This is a genomic window from Pseudomonas coleopterorum (assembly GCF_900105555.1).
GTDB lineage: Bacteria > Pseudomonadota > Gammaproteobacteria > Pseudomonadales > Pseudomonadaceae > Aquipseudomonas > Aquipseudomonas coleopterorum.
On record NZ_FNTZ01000001.1, the window covers coordinates 2,646,162 to 2,665,678 of the forward strand.

General features: G+C 62.7%; 19 protein-coding genes. 8 read left to right on the top strand and 11 right to left on the bottom strand.

Translation table 11 applies throughout. The features are described 5' to 3' along the window. Window position 1 precedes the first annotated feature (1 nt). On the bottom strand, window positions 2–427 hold the full coding sequence (locus BLV18_RS11705; RefSeq protein WP_090358708.1) for an HhH-GDP family DNA glycosylase: 426 nt from the start codon (window positions 425–427) through the stop codon (window positions 2–4). A 174-nt stretch (window positions 428–601) separates the two neighbouring features. Between BLV18_RS11705 and BLV18_RS11710 the strand changes: the two genes are divergently transcribed. Both BLV18_RS11710 and BLV18_RS11715 read left to right on the top strand, forming a co-directional pair. Continuing rightward, window positions 602–2,599 (top strand): peptidase U32 family protein, encoded by a 1,998-nt coding sequence (locus BLV18_RS11710; RefSeq protein ID WP_090362247.1) that lies wholly within the window; start codon window positions 602–604, stop codon window positions 2,597–2,599. A 216-nt stretch (window positions 2,600–2,815) separates the two neighbouring features. Further along, entirely contained in the window at window positions 2,816–3,934 is a 1,119-nt protein-coding gene (locus BLV18_RS11715; protein ID WP_090358709.1) for an HPP family protein, read from the top strand. Here BLV18_RS11715 and BLV18_RS11720 read toward each other — a convergent pair. Continuing rightward, a complete protein-coding gene (locus tag BLV18_RS11720; protein ID WP_090358711.1) occupies window positions 3,931–4,167 on the bottom strand; it encodes a hypothetical protein in 237 nt (78 codons plus the stop codon). The two genes, BLV18_RS11715 and BLV18_RS11720, sit on opposite strands and share 4 nt — an antisense overlap. 231 nt (window positions 4,168–4,398) lie before the next feature. On the opposite strand from BLV18_RS11720, the gene BLV18_RS11725 reads away from it, so the two are divergent. From BLV18_RS11725 to BLV18_RS11740, 4 genes are all read left to right on the top strand, one after another. After that, the gene (locus BLV18_RS11725; RefSeq protein WP_090358713.1) at window positions 4,399–5,091 is read left to right on the top strand and encodes a type 1 glutamine amidotransferase domain-containing protein; all 693 of its coding nucleotides are present in this window, start codon (window positions 4,399–4,401) and stop codon (window positions 5,089–5,091) included. Window positions 5,092–5,406: 315 nt separating this feature from the next. Beyond that, window positions 5,407–6,528 carry an acetyltransferase domain-containing protein gene (locus BLV18_RS11730; protein ID WP_090358715.1) on the top strand — a complete coding sequence of 374 codons (1,122 nt, stop codon included), beginning with the start codon at window positions 5,407–5,409 and terminating at the stop codon, window positions 6,526–6,528. A 215-nt stretch (window positions 6,529–6,743) separates the two neighbouring features. Further along, window positions 6,744–8,981 (top strand): sensor domain-containing protein, encoded by a 2,238-nt coding sequence (locus BLV18_RS11735; RefSeq protein WP_090358717.1) that lies wholly within the window; start codon window positions 6,744–6,746, stop codon window positions 8,979–8,981. Between the two features lie 85 nt (window positions 8,982–9,066). Further along, on the top strand, window positions 9,067–9,285 hold the full coding sequence (locus tag BLV18_RS11740; protein WP_090358719.1) for a hypothetical protein: 219 nt from the start codon (window positions 9,067–9,069) through the stop codon (window positions 9,283–9,285). A 19-nt stretch (window positions 9,286–9,304) separates the two neighbouring features. Here BLV18_RS11740 and BLV18_RS11745 read toward each other — a convergent pair whose 3' ends face one another. From BLV18_RS11745 to BLV18_RS11760, 4 genes are read right to left on the bottom strand one after another with little or no spacing between them, the layout of a single operon-like run. Beyond that, window positions 9,305–10,180 carry a transporter substrate-binding domain-containing protein gene (locus tag BLV18_RS11745; protein WP_090358720.1) on the bottom strand — a complete coding sequence of 292 codons (876 nt, stop codon included), beginning with the start codon at window positions 10,178–10,180 and terminating at the stop codon, window positions 9,305–9,307. Further along, window positions 10,177–10,938, bottom strand: coding sequence for an amino acid ABC transporter ATP-binding protein (locus tag BLV18_RS11750; RefSeq protein WP_090358721.1), 762 nt, complete (start codon window positions 10,936–10,938; stop codon window positions 10,177–10,179). Before BLV18_RS11750 ends, BLV18_RS11745 begins: the two co-directional genes overlap by 4 nt. After that, a complete protein-coding gene (locus tag BLV18_RS11755; protein WP_049860001.1) occupies window positions 10,935–11,594 on the bottom strand; it encodes an amino acid ABC transporter permease in 660 nt (219 codons plus the stop codon). Before BLV18_RS11755 ends, BLV18_RS11750 begins: the two co-directional genes overlap by 4 nt. Further along, the gene (locus BLV18_RS11760; RefSeq protein ID WP_090358722.1) at window positions 11,575–12,240 is read right to left on the bottom strand and encodes an amino acid ABC transporter permease; all 666 of its coding nucleotides are present in this window, start codon (window positions 12,238–12,240) and stop codon (window positions 11,575–11,577) included. Before BLV18_RS11760 ends, BLV18_RS11755 begins: the two co-directional genes overlap by 20 nt. Before the next feature lie 434 nt (window positions 12,241–12,674). Between BLV18_RS11760 and BLV18_RS11765 the strand changes: the two genes are divergently transcribed. Further along, window positions 12,675–13,556: a LysR substrate-binding domain-containing protein gene (locus tag BLV18_RS11765; protein ID WP_090358723.1), complete on the top strand. Its 882-nt coding sequence runs from the start codon at window positions 12,675–12,677 to the stop codon at window positions 13,554–13,556. On the opposite strand, the gene BLV18_RS11770 is transcribed toward BLV18_RS11765, so the two are convergent. The 4 genes from BLV18_RS11770 to BLV18_RS11785 are packed head-to-tail and all read right to left on the bottom strand — an operon-like array spanning window position 13,529 to window position 17,555. Then, window positions 13,529–14,755: an aminotransferase class III-fold pyridoxal phosphate-dependent enzyme gene (locus tag BLV18_RS11770; protein ID WP_090362250.1), complete on the bottom strand. Its 1,227-nt coding sequence runs from the start codon at window positions 14,753–14,755 to the stop codon at window positions 13,529–13,531. The two genes, BLV18_RS11765 and BLV18_RS11770, sit on opposite strands and share 28 nt — an antisense overlap. Window positions 14,756–14,782: 27 nt before the next feature. Further along, window positions 14,783–16,069, bottom strand: coding sequence for a TRAP transporter large permease (locus tag BLV18_RS11775; protein WP_090358724.1), 1,287 nt, complete (start codon window positions 16,067–16,069; stop codon window positions 14,783–14,785). After that, window positions 16,066–16,560 carry a TRAP transporter small permease gene (locus BLV18_RS11780; RefSeq protein WP_090358725.1) on the bottom strand — a complete coding sequence of 165 codons (495 nt, stop codon included), beginning with the start codon at window positions 16,558–16,560 and terminating at the stop codon, window positions 16,066–16,068. The genes BLV18_RS11775 and BLV18_RS11780 overlap by 4 nt, the downstream gene beginning before the upstream one ends. A 2-nt stretch (window positions 16,561–16,562) precedes the next feature. After that, window positions 16,563–17,555 carry a TRAP transporter substrate-binding protein gene (locus BLV18_RS11785; protein ID WP_090358726.1) on the bottom strand — a complete coding sequence of 331 codons (993 nt, stop codon included), beginning with the start codon at window positions 17,553–17,555 and terminating at the stop codon, window positions 16,563–16,565. A gap of 371 nt (window positions 17,556–17,926) precedes the next feature. Between BLV18_RS11785 and BLV18_RS11790 the strand changes: the two genes are divergently transcribed. After that, on the top strand, window positions 17,927–18,694 hold the full coding sequence (locus tag BLV18_RS11790; protein ID WP_090358727.1) for an ATP-binding cassette domain-containing protein: 768 nt from the start codon (window positions 17,927–17,929) through the stop codon (window positions 18,692–18,694). A gap of 19 nt (window positions 18,695–18,713) precedes the next feature. On the opposite strand, the gene fhuF is transcribed toward BLV18_RS11790, so the two are convergent. Beyond that, window positions 18,714–19,463: a siderophore-iron reductase FhuF gene (gene fhuF / locus BLV18_RS11795; protein ID WP_090358728.1), complete on the bottom strand. Its 750-nt coding sequence runs from the start codon at window positions 19,461–19,463 to the stop codon at window positions 18,714–18,716. Window positions 19,464–19,517: the final 54 nt, after the last annotated feature.

The following is a 19,517-nucleotide window of genomic DNA, read 5'->3' on the forward strand; positions in this document are numbered from 1 at the left end:
CTCAAAACAAGGCTCCACCGGCTTCGCGCATGAAGATCTCCACGGTTTTGGGCCCCACCCCATCGAACTGTGCCAACCTGCGTTCAAAATCCTTGCGATCGGCACTGGCCTCATGCATCTGGCTGACACTGCCGCCGTAGTCTGCAGTCAATGTCTTCGCCAACGCACTCAGCCGCGTCGCCGTGCTCTCGTCATAGCGCACGTAATGCGCCTCACCCAGCATGGCCACCAACTCGCGATGCGTGCAGTGGCCCAGCTTGCGCGGCGTATCGCGCCCATGTTTTTCGACCAGCACCCGATAGGCCTGAACGGCAATGTCCGCTTGAATGCGCTTGCCCATCAGAAAGCTGGCCAGCAACCACTTGAACAAACCGTGCTGCTCGGTGATGTCGATGCCCAGATCCTGGGCGGTGATGGACTTGCTCATGGGCGGTATCCCTGATTGGCTGCGGCACGCACGCTGCCCGGTAGACGCCAGCCCCACTCAGCGGTTCGATCCGTCTTGCCGCACCAGACAGCACTTCGACGCGCGGGCCGTGCCGTTGCGGTCATTCGCAGCTACAATGGCGACCTTGACCGTGATGACTCAGACCAGAAAAACATGTCCCTGCCCAAGCACCACCTCGAACTGCTCAGCCCCGCACGCGACGTAGCCATCGCCCGCGAGGCCATCCTGCATGGCGCCGACGCCATCTACATCGGCGGGCCCAGCTTCGGCGCGCGTCACAACGCCAGCAACGAGCTGAGCGACATCGCCGAGCTGGTGACCTTCGCTCGCCGCTATCACGCGCGGGTGTTCACCACGCTCAACACCATCCTTCACGACAACGAACTGGAACCGGCGCGCAAGCTGATCCACCAGTTGTACGACGCCGGCGTGGATGCCTTGATCGTGCAGGACCTTGGGGTCATGGAGCTGGATATTCCACCGATCGAGCTGCACGCCAGCACTCAGACCGACATCCGCACCCTGGCACGGGCCAAATTCCTCGACCAGGCCGGCTTCTCCCAGCTGGTGCTGGCGCGGGAACTGGATCTGGACGAGATCCGCGCCATTGCCGCAGAAACCGATGCAGCCATCGAGTTCTTCATTCACGGTGCGTTGTGCGTGGCGTTTTCCGGGCAGTGCAACATCTCCCACGCGCAGACCGGGCGCAGTGCCAACCGCGGCGACTGCTCCCAGGCCTGCCGCCTGCCCTACACCCTCAAGGATGACCAGGGCCGCGTGGTGGCCTATGAGAAACACCTGCTGTCCATGAAGGACAACAACCAGAGCGCCAACATCCGCGCGCTGGTCGAGGCCGGCGTGCGTTCGTTCAAGATCGAAGGCCGCTACAAGGACATGGGCTATGTGAAGAACATCACCGCCTACTACCGCCAGCGCCTGGACGACGTGCTGGAAGACCGTCCGGATCTGGCCCGGGCTTCCAGCGGTCGCACCGCACACTTCTTCGTGCCGGACCCGGACAAGACCTTCCACCGCGGCAGCACCGACTATTTCGTCAGCGAGCGCAAGATCGACATCGGCGCGTTCGATTCGCCCACCTTCACCGGCCTGCCGGTCGGACGCGTCGAGAAAGTCGCCAAGCGTCACATGCTGGTCGTCAGCGAGCAGCCGCTGTCCAACGGCGACGGCCTGAACGTGCTGGTCAAGCGCGAAGTCGTAGGTTTCCGCGCCAACATCGCCGAGCTCAAGGGCGAGTTCGACGAAGACGGTCAGAAGCGCTATCGCTATCGCGTCGAACCCAACGAGATGCCGGCCGGGCTGTTCCAGTTGCGCCCCAACCACCCGCTCAATCGCAACCTGGACCACAACTGGCAGCAGGCGCTGCAGAAGACCTCCGCCGAGCGACGCGTGGGCGTTGCCTGGCACGTGCAGTTGAGCGAGCAACGTTTGCAACTGACCGCCACCAGCGAAGAAGGCGTGCGCGTGGATGTGGCGCTGGAAGGTCCGTTCGGGCCAGCCAACAAACCCGAGCAGGCGCTGGATCAACTGCGTGACCTGCTGGGGCAACTGGGCACTACCCAGTACCATGCAACGGCCATCGAACTGGATGCACCGCAGGCGTTTTTCATTCCCAACTCGCAGCTCAAGGCCATGCGTCGCGAAGCGATCGAAGCGCTGACCACCGCGCGCGTGCAGGCCCATCCGCGTGGCAGCCGCAAGGCCGAGACGACCCCGCCACCGGTGTATCCGGAATCGCACCTGTCGTTCCTGGCCAACGTGTACAACCAGAAGGCTCGCGATTTCTATCATCGCCACGGGGTCAAGCTGATCGATGCCGCGTACGAGGCCCACGAAGAGCCGGGCGAAGTGCCGGTGATGATCACCAAGCATTGCCTGCGCTTCTCGTTCAACCTGTGCCCCAAGCAGGCCAAGGGTGTGACCGGGGTGAAAACCAAGGTTGCGCCCATGCAGTTGATTCATGGCGATGAAGTGCTGACCCTGAAGTTCGACTGCAAGCCGTGCGAGATGCACGTGATCGGCAAGATGAAGGGGCATATTCTGGACCTGCCGCAGCCGGGCAGTGGCGTCCATGTGGTGGGTCAGATCAGCCCGCAGGATCTGATGAAGACCATCCGCCGCGCGCCCCATTGATACGGTGGGTTGATCGCGCCGTGTCAGGGCTGTCGCATTAGCGGCCGACGCGGCCACCCAATACCTGTAGCAGCTGCGCAAGCTGCGTCCGATGGCACTGCGTGGGATCAGATGATCCGCGTGGCCTGTGACGCGGCTCGCGCCGCTGCTACAGGGGAATGCAAGGCCGGATACTGATGCCGGCCCTGTTTCACAGCCGGAATTCAAGCACCTGCAATGGATATCTTCACCCGCCTCTGGCCGACCCGCCAACCGATCAATGCCCGGGAAAAATGGCGTGCCTGCATCGGTGCCGCCTTAGGCGTGCTGGTGGTCGGCGTGCTTGCAGCACTGGGCCTGCAGGGGCACTGGGCCGCCGAGCACGGCGCCTTGGGTCTGGCCATCGTGGCGCCCATCGGCGCCAGCGCCGTGCTGGTGTTCGCCCTCCCCGCCAGCCCTTTGGCCCAGCCCTGGGCAGTAGCCGGGGGCAATACCCTGAGCGCGTTGGTCGGCATTGCCTGCGCCAAATGGATTCCCGATCCGACCCTGGCCGCCGCCCTCGCCGTAGGCCTGGCAATCGCACTGATGCTCGCCGCCCGCTGCCTGCACCCACCCGGTGGCGCGGCGGCACTGCTGATGGTCGTGATGGGGTGCGAGCACTTCGCCTATGCCGTGAATCCGGTCCTGCTCGACTCGCTGCTGCTGGTGGCCGCCGGCCTGCTCTACAACAACCTGACGCGTCGGCCCTGGCCCCATGTGCCTGCCACGCCCCAACCATCGGCCACGGGACGATTCAGCCGCGCCGACCTGGACGCCGCGCTGGTGCACTACAACCAGGTCCTCGACGTCGATCGCAACGACCTGCAAGCATTGCTCGAACTGGCCGAGGCATCGGCCTACCAGCGCAACATGGGCGAGCTGCACTGTGCCGAAGTCATGAGTCGGGAACCGATCACCGCACGCCAGGAGATGCCGCTACGCGAGGCCTGGGCACTGATGCGCAAGCACAAGATCAAGGCCTTGCCGGTCATCGACCGCCAGCGCCATCTGATAGGCATCGTCACCGTGGCCGACTTCATGCGGCAACTGGACCTGGACGCCCACGACGGCGTGGCCTGGCACCTGCGCGCCCTGCTGCGACCCGGACGCAATCGGCCGACGACCAGCAGCGTTGGGCAAATAATGACCCGCTCGGTGCGCGTCGCCAGCGCCGATCGGCTGCTGACCGAACTGGTGCCGGTGTTTTCCGAGAACGGCCATCGGCACATTCCGATCATCGACAGCGAGCGCCGTCTGGTGGGCATCATCACTCAGTCCGATCTGATCCGTGCGCTGTACCGGGCGGTCAGCGCCTAGTTGGTGAGAGCACCGGGAAGCTGGATATCGGTCAGCCCCATCCGTGCCGCCTGCTCCAGAACCTGCTCGTCGCTGTCCTCGGCGGTGGGCATCACCAGGCTGTTTTCGCCGTCGCCGAAGTGCAATTGCAGCAGGTGCATCACCACAGCGTGGAGGCCTGGCTCGATCCGAGCCGGTAGCATCCAGGTACGCGGCTCACCGTTGAAGCGGTATTGAACGGATGCGGTTGCCATGGGACATCTCCTCTTGGTAGCGAACGTGTAAGGGGGGCTGGGCCCTGCAGCAACTGACTGGAGTGATCCGCCAGCGTTCCTTCGGTTCGGCGCGAGAGGCGCCGGGGGATTGTCTTGAACGTCTGCGTGCATGTGCTTTCTGAACACTGTGATTTCTAAACACTGTGCTTTCTGAACACGGAACCGGGCAATGCCGTGCATTGCATCCCCACACCTGCAGGAGAAATGTGCATGAAGATCTTGATGGTTCTCACGTCCCACGATCAGTTGGGCGATACCGGCAAGAAAACCGGCTTCTGGCTGGAAGAATTTGCCGCCCCCTACTATGCCTTCATCGACGCCGGCGCCGATGTGACGCTGGTGTCGCCCAAGGGCGGCCAGTCGCCACTGGACCCCAAGAGCGACGAGCCGGATGCGCAGACCGACGCCACCCGCCGCTTCGCCGATGACGCAGAGGCCAAATCTGCCCTCGCCGACACCTTTCCGCTGAGCGAAGTCGACCCCTACGATTTCGATGCCGTGTTCTATCCCGGTGGGCACGGTCCGCTGTGGGACCTGGCCGAAGACACGGATTCGAAAACCATCATCGAAGCCTTCTATGCCGCCAACAAACCGGTCGCTGCCGTCTGCCATGCACCGGGTGTGTTCAAGAACGTGAAATCGCCCGATGGCGATTCCATCGTCAAAGGCAAGAAGGTCACCGGTTTCACCAACTCCGAAGAGGACGCGGTCGGTTTGACGGATGTGGTGCCCTTCCTGGTCGAAGACATGCTCAAAGCCAATGGCGGGGAATATTCCAAAGGTCCGGACTGGGGCAGCTATGTGGTCGAGGATGGTCACCTGATCACTGGGCAGAACCCTGCGTCCTCGGAAGCTGCGGCCGAGGCGTTGATCAAGCGCCTGCAACAGGAAGAGAGTGCCTGATTGATGACTGCCTGATACACGGCGCCGCCCTGTTCGCGGCCGATGACCGCTCCTGCAAAGAGTGCCGCGTAGGAGCGGTCCGTGGCCGCGAAGGGGCCTCACCGGTTTCCCATGACACACCGTGGCGTTTTTTCGGCCGGTGACCGTTCCTAAGAGGGCTGCTCGAACAGCGGCAATTTCAAATTTGCACGTTATATCGTAACATTCGCATCCCGATTTATTTTTGGATGCCTGCCCATGGCCGACGCTGCCCCTTCACCACCCTTTCCCAGTTCGCTTTCCACGGCCTCGACCCAAGCGGTATCACACACGCGCATGCTGGCGATCGATGCACTACGTGGATTGGTCATGCTGTTCATGCTCGTCGATCATGTGCGCGAAACGTTTTTTCTGCATGTTCAGGTCAGCGATCCCATGGATCCGGTCAACACACCTCCCGAACTGTTCTTCACTCGCATCAGCAGCATGGTCTGCGCCCCGGTGTTCGTTTTCCTTACCGGCCTCTCGGCCTGGTTGTACGGGCAATCCCATAGCCCGCGGGAAGTCTCGATATTCCTCCTCAAGCGCGGACTGTTTCTGGTCTTTCTGGAACTCACGCTGGTCAACTTCGCCTGGAACGCGACCCTGGTGCCCACCACCTTGTGGCTGCAAGTCATCTGGGCCATCGGCCTGAGCATGATTGCGTTGGCCGCACTCATCCACCTGCCCCGTACTGCGCTAACGATCGTGGGCGTGGTCATCGTCGCCGGCCACAACCTGCTGGACGGCATCGTTCTGACCGCAGAGTCGCCCCTCTTCGAGATCTGGTCGATCCTGCACCAGCGCGCGTTCCTCGAAATCACCGAGTTCACCCGCGCGCGCACGACCTACCCCATCCTGCCGTGGATCGGGCTGATCGCCCTGGGCTACTGCGCCGGCCCCTGGTTCGGTCGCGACGCCGACCCGGCACGGCGCCTGCGTCTGCTGCTGAACTGGGGTGTGGGTTTGCTGGTGGGGTTCATTGCCATCCGCTACCTGAACGGCTACGGCGAGAAGCCGTGGAGCGTGCTGGATGACAACGTCCGCACCTTCATGAGTTTCATGTCGCTGACCAAGTACCCACCGTCGCTGCTGTACCTGATGCCCACCATGGGTGCCGGCCTGCTGCTGCTCGCCTTGTTCCAGCGCCTCGAAGGTCGCCCGGTGCTCGAAGTGCTGTCACGCTATGGCGGCGCGCCGATGTTCTTCTATGTGCTGCACCTGCTGGTGCTCAAAGCCATGTACCTGATCGCGGTGCAGATCTGGGGCCTGAATCAGGGCAAGTACTACGGCTTCGACAGCCTGGCCGGGATCTGGCTGTGGACCGTGGCACTGGCCGTCGCACTGTACTTTCCCACCCGCTGGTTCGCGCAACTCAAGCAACGCCGCCGTGACATCGGCTGGTTGAAGTATTTCTGAGCAAACCAGGGGAGCATGCAGGCACGACCGCTGGCGCCGGGTAGACGACCGTTGATCGCTGCCCGTCCTCGCCTGCCGGGAAATAAAAGGCGGTCGCGCAATTTAAATGCGTAGAGGGGGTCCGACCGGTAGGCGTAGTGCTAACATCACCATGATGTCAAAATGACATGTCGTGACAGGAGGTCGCCGCTCCCCTCCTTGCTTGGGTCCTTCATATGCTTGCAGCTGTTCCCGAAAACGCTACATCGAACACCGCTTTAAAAGGTCTGATCCAGGCAGCGGCGGCCATCACTCAGTGTTGCGGTGGCTTGCTCATCGAGGGTCCGCCCGGTGCCTGGCGGGTGACCGCCGCCTACGGCACGACACGGGAGGTGCCGGTCGATGCGGCCACCGAGTCCTGGCTGCGCATGCTGATGTCCTACGGCGACGTGGTCGACATCGGTGACGGCTCGCCCTTCATCCACTCGGTGCCGGATTTCCTGGGGTCGCTCGCAGACACCTACCGTGTGTGTATTGCTGTGAAGGACAGCAGCGATGTCCTCGCCGGCATCGTCCTGCTGGCGCTGACACCGCCGTTCAAGCTGCTCAGCGCTGCGCAGATCTATGCGCTCAAGACCCACTCGGTCGCTCTGTACCATACCGCTCCGCCCCCGGCGGTCAGCAACGGCCCCACCGGGGTCATCGAGCGGCTGCGCCTGCTGGAGTCGGTGGTCGTGCATGCCAAGGATGCGATCCTGATCACCGAAGCCGAGCCGATCGACCTGCCCGGCCCGCGTATCGTCTACTGCAACCCGGCGTTTCTGGCGACCACAGGGTTCAGCCTGGAAGAGATCGTCGGCAAGACACCACGCATCCTGCAATGCGAAGAAACCGATCGCAGCACCCTGGATCAGATCCGGAGCGCGCTGACCCGGTGGCAACCGGTCGAGGTCGAACTGATCAACACGCGCCGCGATGGCACCCGTTTCTGGGTGCAATTGAGCATCGTGCCCGTGGCCAACGAAAAAGGCTGGTTCACCCACTGGGTGTCGGTGCAGCGTGATATCAGCGAGCGCAAGGAAGCCGAAGAAGGCCTCAGGCAAGCGCAGATCGACCGTGAGGAACAGGTGGCGTTGCGTTCTCGCCTGGTGGAGCGCGAGCGGATCCAGGAAGAGCTGACCTACGCGGCCTTCCACGATGATCTGACCCGGCTGAAGAACCGCGCCTACTTCATGGCGCAGATCCAGGAGGTCTTCAATCTGGCCCAGGCCGAGCGCGATGCGGCGGTGCTGTACCTGGACCTGGATCGCTTCAAATACATCAACGACGGCATGGGTCACCGCGCCGGCGACATCCTGTTGCAGATCGTGGCGCAGCGACTGCAATCCTGCCTCACCGACAACGCTGTCCTGGCGCGCATCGGTGGCGACGAGTTTGCCATCCTCCACACCGGCGAGGCGTCCAAGCAGGCGGCCATCGAGACCGCAAAACGCGTTATCCAGGCACTCGGCGTTGCCGTCGAAGTCGAGGGTCAGGCGATCTTCACTTCGTGCAGTGTCGGCATCGTCACCCTCGACGCTGCGCACACCGGTGCCGAAGATCTGGTGCGCGACGCCGACGTCGCCATGTATGCCGCGAAGAAGCAAGGCCCAGGCAAGTGGGCGCTGTTCGACCTGCCCATGCGCCAAGCGGCGGTGGACCTGCTGTTGATGCGCAATGCGCTGAAGCACGCCTTGGCGCGCGAAGAGTTCTACCTGGTCTACCAACCCATTTTCCACGCCGGCTCGCGCCGCATCGCCGGCGTCGAAGCGCTGGTTCGCTGGCAGCATCCGGTGCTCGGCAACGTACCGCCCGACGTGTTCATCGCCGTGGCGGAAGACATCGGCATCATCCACGAGATGGGCCGCTGGGTCATGCAGACCGCCTGCGCCGAGATCAGGCGCTGGGACGCCAGCTCCGCTGCAGGGTTGCGACTGAACGTCAACGTCTCGGGCGCCGAACTCAATCATGTGGGATTCGTGGCGAAGGTCGCGCAGATCCTGGAAAGCACATCGCTGAGCCCACGCGACCTGCAAATCGAAATCACCGAATCGGTGTTTCTCAACGAGCCGGAAACCGTGGCCATCGCCCTGGCCGACTTGCGCAAGCTGGGCGTGCACATCGCACTGGACGACTTCGGTACCGGCTACAGCTCGCTGGGCTACATCGACCGCTACCCGATCGATTCGATCAAGATCGACCGTTCGTTCGTCACGCGCATGATGACCCACCGCCGCACCATCGCCATCGTCACCAGCATCCTGTCACTGGGCAGCGCGCTGGGCGTCGACATCGTCGCCGAGGGCGTGGAAACCCAGGACCAGTTGGACCGCCTGCAATCGCTGGGTTGCCCGTTCGTCCAGGGTTACCTGCTCAGCCCGCCGTTGCGGGGCGAGGAGATGAAGCATTTGCTGGCGCTGCGCAACGAGAACTGAGCGCACCCCTGCGCCAGGCCAACATCAAGTAGCCTTTTGGAGCAGACAAAGGCTAAGCTGCGCGCTCAATGGAAAGGAGTCTGAAATGAAAGAATTGGCTGCGGTATTGATCTTGGGCCTGCTGACCGGCTGCGCCTCCTACAGTGACAGAGGCACAGGCGAGGGCGGGCGTGAGATGGGTAGCAAGGGCTACACCGTACGCTGCGATGCCACCCCCGCCAATCAACCGGGCTGTTACTCTCCGCCACCCTCCTACTCGTGGAACTTCATGAAGAACTTCCATTTCAAGCTGGGGCAAAACTGATCGGTTCGATCGACTGCCCTCAAGGCTTCCAATGCCCCCCTTCAACGATGACCAGATTGGGATCGGTGTCCGCCGGCAAGTCCTTGCGCACGTACTGGTCATAAAGCTTGAGCAGGGCTTTCTCTTCGCCAAGCTTTGCCAATTCGTCGTTCACCCAATCGCGCAACTCGGTGTTGCCCTTCTTCACGGCCGGCGCGATAGGCGCTTCGTCACCCAGCTTCTCGGCAAGCACGCGATAGCCGGGGTTCTGCTTGGCCCAGTTGAACAGCACCAGATTGTCCTGGGCGTAGGCATCGCCGCGGCCGCTGGCCAGGGCCTGCAGTGATTCGGAGTTCTTTTCGAACTTCAGCAACTTCCAGTCCGGGTGGTTCTTGGTCAACCACAGATCGGCCGTGGTGCCGGTGGTGACGATGATGGTCTTGTCGGCCAGGTCATCGAGCTTCTGGACGCTGCTGGCATCGGCCACCAGCGCCTGCACGGCCACCCGCAGGTTGGGGTTGGTGAAGTCCACCACTTGGCTGCGCTCGGGTGTCACGGTCATGTTGGCCAGGATCAGGTCGACCTTGTCGCTTTGCAGAAACGGTATGCGGCTGGCCGGCTCGACGCTGACGAACTCGATTTTCTTCTCGTCACCCAGCAGGTCCTTGGCGAAGCGCTTGCCCAGGTCGGTGTCGAACCCGACGTATTCGCCTTGCTCGTTGACGAAACCAAAGGGCGGCTTGTCGCTGAATACCCCGACGATCAGTTTGTCGCGGGCCTTGATGGTTTCCAGGTAGCTGGTGGCAGGCTTCGCCGTCACGGCCGGGGTGGCGGCCTTGGGCTCGGCCGGTTTGTCGCAACCGGCCAGCAGTCCAAGGGCGAGTACGGGTAGAACCAGGGCAGATTTGAAGTTCACGATGCTTTCCTTTTCGGCATGTTTTCTACGTAGGAAAACCTTTCCAGGAACTGCTGCGCGCGTGCGGTCTGCGGGGCGCTGAAGAAGGTTTCGGGATCGTTCTGTTCCGCGATGCGGCCGCGGTCCATGAACAGAATGCGGTCGGCCACCGCCCGGGCGAAGGCCATTTCGTGGGTGACGATGAGCATGGTCATGCCGCCCTGCGCCAGATCGAGGATCACCTCCAGGACTTCCTTGACCATTTCCGGATCCAGCGCAGCGGTGACTTCGTCGAACAGCATGACCTTGGGGTTCATGCACAGCGCTCGTACGATGGCGATCCGCTGCTGCTGGCCGCCCGAGAGCTCGCGGGGGTAGGCGTTGACGCGTTCGGCCAGGCCAACCCGAGCCAGCAGCGCCTCGGCCTGCTGCCGCGCCTCCTGGGCATCGCGCTTCTGTACCTGTAGCGGCCCCAGCAGCACGTTCTGCAACACGGTCATGTGCGGAAACAGGTGATAGCTCTGGAACACCATGCCGATCTGCTGACGCACCCGGCGCCAGTCGGCATTGGCGGGCAGTCGCTGGCCATCGAAAGTGAAGGTGCCGCTGTGACCCAGCTCCAGGCCGTTCAGGCAGCGCAGCAAGGTACTCTTGCCGCAACCGCTGGGGCCAAGGATCACCACCACTTCGCCTTCGCTCACGCGCAGATCGATGTCGGTCAATACTGGTGTGTCGGCGAATTTCTTGCTGAAGCTTGCGAGTTCGATCAATGCGCTCATGCGTGATTCCAGCGCCGTTCGAGCACGCGGGAGGCGGCCGACAGCGGATAGCAGACGATAAAAAAGAAGACGAACAGAAATCCGTAGATCAGCACCGATTCGTAGGTACGCTCGATGATCTGCTGGCCGACCTTGGTGATGTCGACAACGCCGATCAGTACCGCCAGCGAGCTGGTCTTGAGCAAACGCGTGCAAACGTTGATGACCGGCGGGGTAAGGCGCTTGAGCGCCTGGGGCAGCAATACCCGGCCGTACAACTGGCCCAGGCCCAGGCCGATGGCCAGGCCCGCTTCGCGCTGCCCGCGGGGTATGGAACGCAGCGCACCGCGCACGACCTCCCCAATCTCGCTGGCGCCCCACAGCGACAGCACCAGCACCGCGCACCAGAACGCAGGCAGGCTGACGCCGAAGAAGATCGGCAGGCCAAAGAAGAACAGGTACAACCAGACCAGTACCGGAATGGCGCGAAACAGCTCCAGGTAGACCCTCAGCGGCACGTCCAGCCAGCGTTTGCCGAGGCTGCGCAGCACGCCATAGAGCAAGCCGCCGATACTGCTGAACAGGATCGCCAATGCGGAAATACCCAAGGTGCGACCGGCCCCGGTGAGCAGTTGCGGTGCCGATACCCAGAGCAACTCAAGACCCGAACTGGCCATGTTGGAGCCTCCTTTCCAGCAGACCCAGCAGCAACGACAGCGGCAAGAACAGCAACACACACAGGCCGGTCATCACCGCCAGCATCTCGTAGGTCTTGTAATACAGGGCGATGTAGCTCTTGGTGGTGTAGAGAATTTCCGGCACGGCAACGGCCGACACCACCGTGGTCTCCTTGAGCAGGAACACGAAGTTGGCGAACAGCGCAGGCAGGCTGAGAATGCCTGCCTGGGGCAGGATCACGTGGCGCAGCAGCTGCCAGCGCGACAGACCGATGGACAGCCCCGACTCGATTTGCGCCTTGGGCACCGCTTCGATACCGGCGCGCAGGATCTCGGTCAGGTACGCCCCCCCCATGAACGTCATGGCAATGACGGCCGCCGCGAAACCGGAAATCCGTACGCCCAGAGCGGGCAAGGCGAAATAGATGAAGAACAGCTGGATCAACAGCGGCGTGTTGCGGGCGAGTTCGACGTACAGCGGCACCAGCCGATGCAGCAGCGGAACCTTGAACGTGGCGATGGCCGCGTTGAGCACCGCAACGGCCAGTGAACTCATAATGGCTATCAAACCGACCTGCAGAGTGACCCCAACTGCCTGCACGAAGGCGGGAAGCGTGGACAGCGCAAACGCGTAGTCGAAAGTCATCGTCCGACCTTCAAACCGTTGGAAATGGACAAAGCGAACATCGGAAAGCGCCTGCGTATGACGTGCGGGCGATGAGTGTAATCGACCGTTCCAGATCCAATTAATACTGAATAAACATAAGCTTAGACAGCGATCGCCCTCTGTTCCCCAGGTAGCGGACTTCTCCTGGCTCCCATGACGCCGGTTTTACCGAGCGCGGCTTGATGGCAAGCTGGACCAACGTTACCGAGGCGATAGCCTGTCATGAAAGGTAACACTGTGATGCTGAAACCCACCGAGGCCTGAGGCGTGAGCACCAGCGGGGATGTCTGGACAGGCAGGAAGCAGAGCTGGACGCGGCCTGACCACTGCGATGAGACGAGCGATGAAGCTGTGGGAATGAAACGTGCATGATCACGTCAGCCCGCTGTCTTTTCACCGAGGGACCCTGCCCCATGCGCCATCTCGACACAGACTGCCTTGCCGCCTTCGTTGCGGTCATTGATTACGGCGGTTTCACCGCCGCCGGTGAGCGGATCGGCAAGACACAAGCGGCCGTGAGCCTGATGCTCGGTCGGCTGGAGGCCAGGGTCGGCCGCAAATTGCTGGAGCGCTCACGTCGCGGGGTGACCCTGACCGAACACGGCGAACGCCTGATCGGCTATGCGCGGCGTATTCAGATGCTCGAAGATGAGGCACTCACGGCCCTCGAATGTGGCCAGGAAGCCACACGCATCCGCATCGGCATGCCGGATGATTACCTGGAGACCCTGGGCTGTGAACTGATGCAGGCGTTCACGCAACGTCATCCTCATCTTCAGGTGGAAATCATCTGTGATTTTTCCTCGCGTCTGGAAGCGATGATTGCCGAAGGCAGCATCGATATCGCCATCATCACCCGTGCCAATGGCAAGCTGCAGGGCGAGCTGCTGCGCTGCGAACCGATGCTGTGGTGCGCATCGCCAGAACACTTCCCCGAACAGCAACGCACCCTGCCGTTGTCGTTGTTCACCGACAGTTGCCGGGCAAGGCCGCAGATCATCGAAGCACTGGACCGCCTCGGTACGCCGTGGCGGGTGGTCAGTTCCTCATCGCATCTACCTGGCGTGATGCATGCGGTGCGTTTGGGTACGGCGGTCACCGTGCTGCCGGCGTCCGTGGTGCCGCCGGGCTGGCGAATTCTGCGCGGCGCGCAGTTTCCGGAACTGCCGAGCATCGAACTGGCGTTGCTGATGCCCGAGCATGCCTTGCTCAACACTCGCCGCCTGGCCCACTTCGTCCTTGACCGATTCCGGGCGGCGAGTGCGCCTCACAGCAAGGCGATTGCGGCCTTGTAGCCGTCGAGCAGCATCTGCAGGGCCTCTTCGTCGTGGGCGAAGGTCAGGTAGACCCGGCCAAAGGCGAACGGCATGGTCGTCACGCCCTGGCGACGCAAGGCCTTGTGCAGGGCGAGGGTCCAGTCGCTGTCAGCCACCTGCACGGCTTCGGCGTACGTGAGCGGGGGTATTGCCGAGTGCCACAAGGTGAACACCGAGCCGTAGCCGGTGGTGCTGACCGCTATCCCCTTCTGCGCGAAGGCAGCCACCAGATCGGCGCGCAGCCGGTCACCACGCGCAAGCAGAGCCGGGTAGTCAGCGCTTGCCAACTGTTTCAACGTGGCCAGTACCGCTGCGCATGCCGGCGGCGCGCCGCTGTAAGTCCCCGCACGGATGATCTTGCCCTGCTCGAACAGCCCCATGTACTCGGGCTTGCCCACCAGGGCGGCCACCGGCACCCCGCTGCCAATGGCTTTGCCGACGGTGGCCAGGTCCGCTTCGGCGCCCAGCAGGGTACCGCTCAGACCAGGATGCAGGCGCAGCCCCATTAAGACTTCGTCGAGGATCACCAGCGCACCATTGGCGTGGGCCAGGTCGCTGAGGTGTTTCAGGTAGCCGGGCGCCGGCACGATGCAGCCAGCATTGGCCAACACCGGCTCCACCACCACGGCGGCGATGTCGCCGCAGTCACGGAACAACTGCTCGGCGTCAGCGAAATCGTTGTAGCGCAACAGCAGCATGCCGTCCTGTTCAGGGCGCTCGGTACCCGCCATCAGCGCCGCCGGTTGCCCGGCGTTGCCAAAGGCCACCGCGTCGTACCAGCCGTCATAACCTGCGGCGAACTTGGCAATGCGGGTGCGGCCGGTGGCTACCCGAGCGGTTCGGCACGCCAAGTGCACCGCTTCACTGCCGGTGTTGACGAAGATCACCTGGCTGAGCTCACCAGTGAAGCGGGCCAGCGCCGCGGCGGCACGCTCTTCGTCAGCATGCGCGAACGAGGGCATCGGGCCATTGCGCAGGGCGGCGCTGCTGGCGGCGACGACCTGGGCCTGGGCATGGCCTAGCATCGTCGCGCCAAAGCCCATGGCGGTATCGACATAGCGCACGCCCTGCTCATCCCACAGCCAAGGCCCTTCACTGCGGCCGACACCGAAGGCCTGGCCATCGATTTCAGGCAAAGCGCGGCCGCCGCTGGAAATTCCACCGATCAAATGTTTCATCTGCATTTCTCTACACAATGAGGGGGCTCAGTAGCCCATGACACGAGGCAGCCACTGGGTCAGGCCAGGGAAGAAGACCAGTAGGGCAATGGCGAATGCGGTGGCGATCCAGAACGGAATCAGCCGGCGCGATACAGCACCGATTTCGATGCGACCGACGTTGCACACCACGAAGATATTGGTGCCGATGGGCGGTGTGAACAGTCCCCAGCCCAGCGTCATGGTGAAGATCAGGCCAATCTGATACGGCTCGAAACCGGCAGCCTTCGCCACGGGGACCAAGATCGGCGCGAGGATGATCATTGCAGGGCCCAGATCGAGCCAGAAGCCCACCACCTTGAGCACCAGAATCACCAGCAGAATGGTCATCAACGGCCCGGTGTGCATATCCACGATCCACGACGCCACGGTGTGCGGCACCAGTTCGAAGGTCAGTATCCAGCCGAACGGCATGGCCACGGCCATGATGATCATCACCGAGCCGGTGATCGTCACCGCTTCGGTCACAGCAGGGAACAGATCACGCCAGCCCAACTGTCGGTAGATCACGGTGCCCACCGCCAGCGCGTAGAGCACCGACAGCGAAGCAGCCTCGGTAGCCGTGGCAAAGCCGGTCACGATCGAACCCAGCACCATGATCGGCATCAGCAAGGCCGGCAAGGCACCCAGCAGGTCACGGCGTAGTTCGACCCAGTCCATCTTGCCCTCGACCTTGGGAAAGTGTTCGCGAACGCCGACCACGTATGCCGTGACCATGAACACCGCCGCCAGCATGACGCCCGGGATGACCCCAGCCATGAACAGGCCGCCGATGGAAGTGTTGGTCAGCACGCCGAACATGATCAGAATCACACTGGGCGGAACGATGATGCCCAGGGTGCCGGACGCAGCGGTCACCGCGGCAGCGAAGGCCCGCGGATAGCCCCGCTCCTCCATCACCGGGATCATCACCTTGGCCACGGTGCCCGTGTCAGCGGTGGCCGAGCCCGTGAGGCCGCCATAGACAAAGGCGGTGGCAACGTTGACCAGGCCCAGACCGCCGCGCAGGCGACCGAAGCAATGTTCGGCAACACGCATGATGCGCAGGGTGAGCCCACCGCGGTTCATCAACTCGCCCGCCAGCAGGAACAATGGGATTGACGCAAGGGTGGACGAGTCGGCGCCGCGCAGGGTTTGCTGGGCGAGCCAGGCCAATGGCAGGTGCAGATCGCCGAACAGCAAGGCGGCAATGGTGCCACCCGCCATGGCCCATACCACCGGTAGACCGGCGAGCAACAGGCACACGAATGCCAGGAACAAGATCAGGACGGTCATGGGCGAACTCCGCTACGAGTCAGGCGGATCAGGCGGATCAGCGCCAGGACGGCAAGCATGGCGGCGGCACTGACCAGCGCTGCCGAGCTCAGGCCCGCCGGCCAGCGCAGCACCGGCGTCGGCGCCCAACCGGTGCGAGCGATGAACGCACTGCCGCTGTACAGCAACCAGCCGCTGATGCACAGCAGAGCCAAGCTGGCGAAGGCGTCCAAGCCTCGCTGAACAGCGGCCGGCAACAGGTTGGCCAGGCCCTGGAAGCGCACGTTTTCATGGCGGATCTCGGCAATCACTGTGCCGATGAAGGTCACCCAGATGAAGCCGAGGGTGGCGATCTCGAATGACCATTCGAACCCATGCAGGTTGAAATAGCGTGAGAACACCCCGGCCAGGATGGCCAGGAAGGTCATGGTGAACATCACCGCCCCGGCCACTGCCAACGTACGCTCCGGCCAGCCCTTGGGCGGCAGGTCCGGGTGTTGGGAAATAGACATGGTTACTGGCCCTGGGCGTCGCGACGCAGCTGATTGACGAAGTCTTCACCCCAGACCTTGCCGAACTGGGCGTAGACCGGGCCGGCCAGCGCGCGGAACGGGCCGGTGTCGACCTCGTTGAACTTCACGCCCTTGGCTTCCATTTCGGTCTTGATCTTCGCGTAGACCGCTTCGAGCTGGGAGCGATACCAGGCGGTGGCGTCAACGACGGCTTTGTCCAGCGCGGCACGCTCGCTGTCGTCCAGGCCTTCGTAACGGTCTTTGTTGATGAACCAGAAGTTGGCAGACCACACGTAGTTGGACACCGAGACGTTCTTGGCCACTTCAAACCACTTCTGGTCGTAGAAATCCCGCAGTTCAGGCTCGACCCCGTCCACCACGCCCGATTGCAACGAGGTGTAGACCTCGCCGAACGGGATCGACTGGCCCAGGGCGCCAAGCTGTTTGATGGTCGCCAGAATGACCGGGTTGGGCGGAGTACGGATCTTCAGACCGTTAAGGTCAGCTGGCTTGAAGATCGGGTGCTTGCTGTTGGCGAACTGGCGAAAACCCGAGTCCAGGGCCGAGAGCATCACAAAGCCATGGTCCTGGCCCATGGTCAGGAATTTCTTGCCGGCCGGGCTATCCAGGTAGGCGTGGACCGAAGCGGCGTCCTTGAACAGGAAAGGCAGCGACAGGGCATTCAGGCGCGGGTCGATGCCGTCGGTCGAACCGCCCAGGCCGATATCGATCGCTCCGGCGCCGACCGAATCGACGATCGGGGCCTCGTCACCCAACTGGCCGTCCGGATAGAGCTGCACGTTCAGCTCGCCTTTGGTCTGTTCACTGACCTGCGCGGCGAAACGCACCATGGCCTGGTTGATCAGGCTTTCAGAGCTCGAGGCATGGGCCAGACGCAAGGTCTGCGCCGCCATCGCGCCGTTCGCGCCGATAAGCAGCGCCAGGCCGGTCAGGGCGCTGAGGGCGAGTTTTTTGCGGGGAAACGTTCCGAACATGGCAGAGACCTCTGGGTGAAATAGCGTCGAAGCTATTAACCACGACAGGTCGCCGGAGCGTCAATCGAGCGATGGCCTTTTGCAATTAAGATCTGAAATGTGACCATACGATTATTTATGAGACGGCGGGATCCCCCCGTGGAACCTGGTCCGATCGACCCCAGGCGCCAGACGCTCACCGGTCAAGCTCGCGGTGATCCAGCAGATGTAAAACCTCTATTACAACCACTTGAGTAACGTTTTCTGATCTTGCCCCAGGCTCATTTCACTGCAGCTCAAAGCCGGTCAGGAAGGCAACCAATTCAACCCCCACCCTTTGATAATGGTTCTTATCTCGTTTAGATTAGCGTCTTTCTTTTCAGGACCCTTCCATGTTCGAGTTGCAGGCCGCGTCCTTCTGCATTCCCGAGTGCACCCTCCTGCACCCCCTCGACCTGACCCTGCCTCACGGCCAGATCATCGGCTTGATCGGGCACAACGGCTCGGGCAAATCGACCCTGATCAAGATGCTGGCCCGCCAGCAAGCCGCCAGCCAGGGCACGGTGAAGCTCGATGGTGTACCCCTGGCGGACTGGAAAAACCGCGAGTTCGCCCGGCAGGTGGCGTACCTGCCGCAGCAACTGCCCGCCGCCGACGGCCTGAGCGTTCGCGAACTGGTGCGCTTTGGCCGCTACCCGTGGCATGGCGCGCTGGGACGCATGAGCGAAGAGGACCATGCCCAGGTCGAACAGGCCCTGGAGCTGACCCACACCCGCGCCTATGCCGAGCGCCTGGTGGACAACCTCTCCGGCGGCGAACGCCAGCGGGTCTGGCTGGCCATGCTGCTGGCACAGAACAGCCGCTACCTGTTGCTCGATGAACCGACCTCGGCGCTGGACATCGCTCATCAGATCGAGGTGCTGGGCTTGATCCGCGAACTGAGCCACAAGCTGGACCTGGGCGTGGTCGTGGTGCTGCACGAGATCAACATGGCCGCGCGTTACTGCGATCACCTGGTGGCGCTGCACAGCGGGCGGCTACTCGTTCAGGGGCCACCGGCTGAGCTGATGAACGCTGAAGTGCTGGAGTCGATCTACGGCATCCGCATGGGGGTCATGGCGCATCCGGGCGATGGGTCGGCGATCAGCTTCCACTACTGAGCGCGCCTGCCGGACTGAGTCAGGCCGGTACCCTGGCGGGATTCACCTTCAGCGGGCAATTGCCGCACAGTTCGAGCTCGGGCAAGAGATAACGCACGCAGCAGACCTTGCGCTCGCGGCGCAAGGTGGGTTGGCCGCTGGCGTCGTCGATGGGCAGGTAGCGCACCGGCTGGAACAGCGGGTTGCGGGTGCCATCGGGGCGTGTCTTGGTTTCCAGCAGAGCGCGGCCCGGCGCCAGGCGTTCGGCAGGCATGCCGGCCTTGGCCATCAGGTTGAGCAGGTTTTCGAAGTAGTTGCCGGCGTTGCTCCACAGCACCTTGGGCGAGAGTTTGGTCTGACTGGCGAGGGCCTGGAACAACGGCTGCAGATGATCGTCGAGCAGGCCCGCGAACAGCTCGAACGGATCGTTCACATCGGCGGCGAACGGTGCGCCTTTGTCGCTCAGACGAAAGCCTTGCGGCAGCGCGCCGTCGTCCAGCAACAAGGCTGTGTCGCCCAGCCCCAGCGGCAGCCGCCAGCGCAACAGCAACGTGGCGCCCATCACCGGCGGCAACAGCTTGACGATGTAGTGCTTGGCCCACAACGACACCCAGGCACGGCGATCATCGCCGCTGTAGCGCTGACCGAATCGCCGCTGAAGCTCGGCGAAGGCAGCGGGCGCCAGCAGCTCATCGTACACCGTGGCTGGCCGCGGATCGTCGGCCAGCACCAACACGTCCCGGTAGGCTTCGAAATCGCCGCGAAACAGCGGCGCAAGCACGTCTATCATCAGCCCCTGGCACCTGTGGTCATGTGAGCAAGTGAATGAGAAACAGCATCATTC

What these genes read in the sequence shown, in the direction of transcription:
- BLV18_RS11735 (WP_090358717.1), top strand. Translation starts at nt 6,744, where the DNA reads ATGCTTGCAGCTGTTCCCGAAAACGCTACATCGAACACCGCTTTAAAA.
- BLV18_RS11780 (WP_090358725.1), bottom strand. Translation starts at nt 16,560, where the DNA reads ATGTCTATTTCCCAACACCCGGACCTGCCGCCCAAGGGCTGGCCGGAG.
- BLV18_RS11730 (WP_090358715.1), top strand. Translation starts at nt 5,407, where the DNA reads ATGCTGGCGATCGATGCACTACGTGGATTGGTCATGCTGTTCATGCTC.
- BLV18_RS11710 (WP_090362247.1), top strand. Translation starts at nt 602, where the DNA reads ATGTCCCTGCCCAAGCACCACCTCGAACTGCTCAGCCCCGCACGCGAC.
- BLV18_RS11720 (WP_090358711.1), bottom strand. Translation starts at nt 4,167, where the DNA reads ATGGCAACCGCATCCGTTCAATACCGCTTCAACGGTGAGCCGCGTACC.
- BLV18_RS11785 (WP_090358726.1), bottom strand. Translation starts at nt 17,555, where the DNA reads ATGTTCGGAACGTTTCCCCGCAAAAAACTCGCCCTCAGCGCCCTGACC.
- BLV18_RS11750 (WP_090358721.1), bottom strand. Translation starts at nt 10,938, where the DNA reads ATGAGCGCATTGATCGAACTCGCAAGCTTCAGCAAGAAATTCGCCGAC.
- BLV18_RS11725 (WP_090358713.1), top strand. Translation starts at nt 4,399, where the DNA reads ATGAAGATCTTGATGGTTCTCACGTCCCACGATCAGTTGGGCGATACC.
- BLV18_RS11715 (WP_090358709.1), top strand. Translation starts at nt 2,816, where the DNA reads ATGGATATCTTCACCCGCCTCTGGCCGACCCGCCAACCGATCAATGCC.
- BLV18_RS11770 (WP_090362250.1), bottom strand. Translation starts at nt 14,755, where the DNA reads ATGAAACATTTGATCGGTGGAATTTCCAGCGGCGGCCGCGCTTTGCCT.
- BLV18_RS11765 (WP_090358723.1), top strand. Translation starts at nt 12,675, where the DNA reads ATGCGCCATCTCGACACAGACTGCCTTGCCGCCTTCGTTGCGGTCATT.
- BLV18_RS11705 (WP_090358708.1), bottom strand. Translation starts at nt 427, where the DNA reads ATGAGCAAGTCCATCACCGCCCAGGATCTGGGCATCGACATCACCGAG.
- BLV18_RS11755 (WP_049860001.1), bottom strand. Translation starts at nt 11,594, where the DNA reads ATGGCCAGTTCGGGTCTTGAGTTGCTCTGGGTATCGGCACCGCAACTG.
- BLV18_RS11790 (WP_090358727.1), top strand. Translation starts at nt 17,927, where the DNA reads ATGTTCGAGTTGCAGGCCGCGTCCTTCTGCATTCCCGAGTGCACCCTC.
- fhuF (WP_090358728.1), bottom strand. Translation starts at nt 19,463, where the DNA reads ATGATAGACGTGCTTGCGCCGCTGTTTCGCGGCGATTTCGAAGCCTAC.
- BLV18_RS11775 (WP_090358724.1), bottom strand. Translation starts at nt 16,069, where the DNA reads ATGACCGTCCTGATCTTGTTCCTGGCATTCGTGTGCCTGTTGCTCGCC.
- BLV18_RS11760 (WP_090358722.1), bottom strand. Translation starts at nt 12,240, where the DNA reads ATGACTTTCGACTACGCGTTTGCGCTGTCCACGCTTCCCGCCTTCGTG.
- BLV18_RS11740 (WP_090358719.1), top strand. Translation starts at nt 9,067, where the DNA reads ATGAAAGAATTGGCTGCGGTATTGATCTTGGGCCTGCTGACCGGCTGC.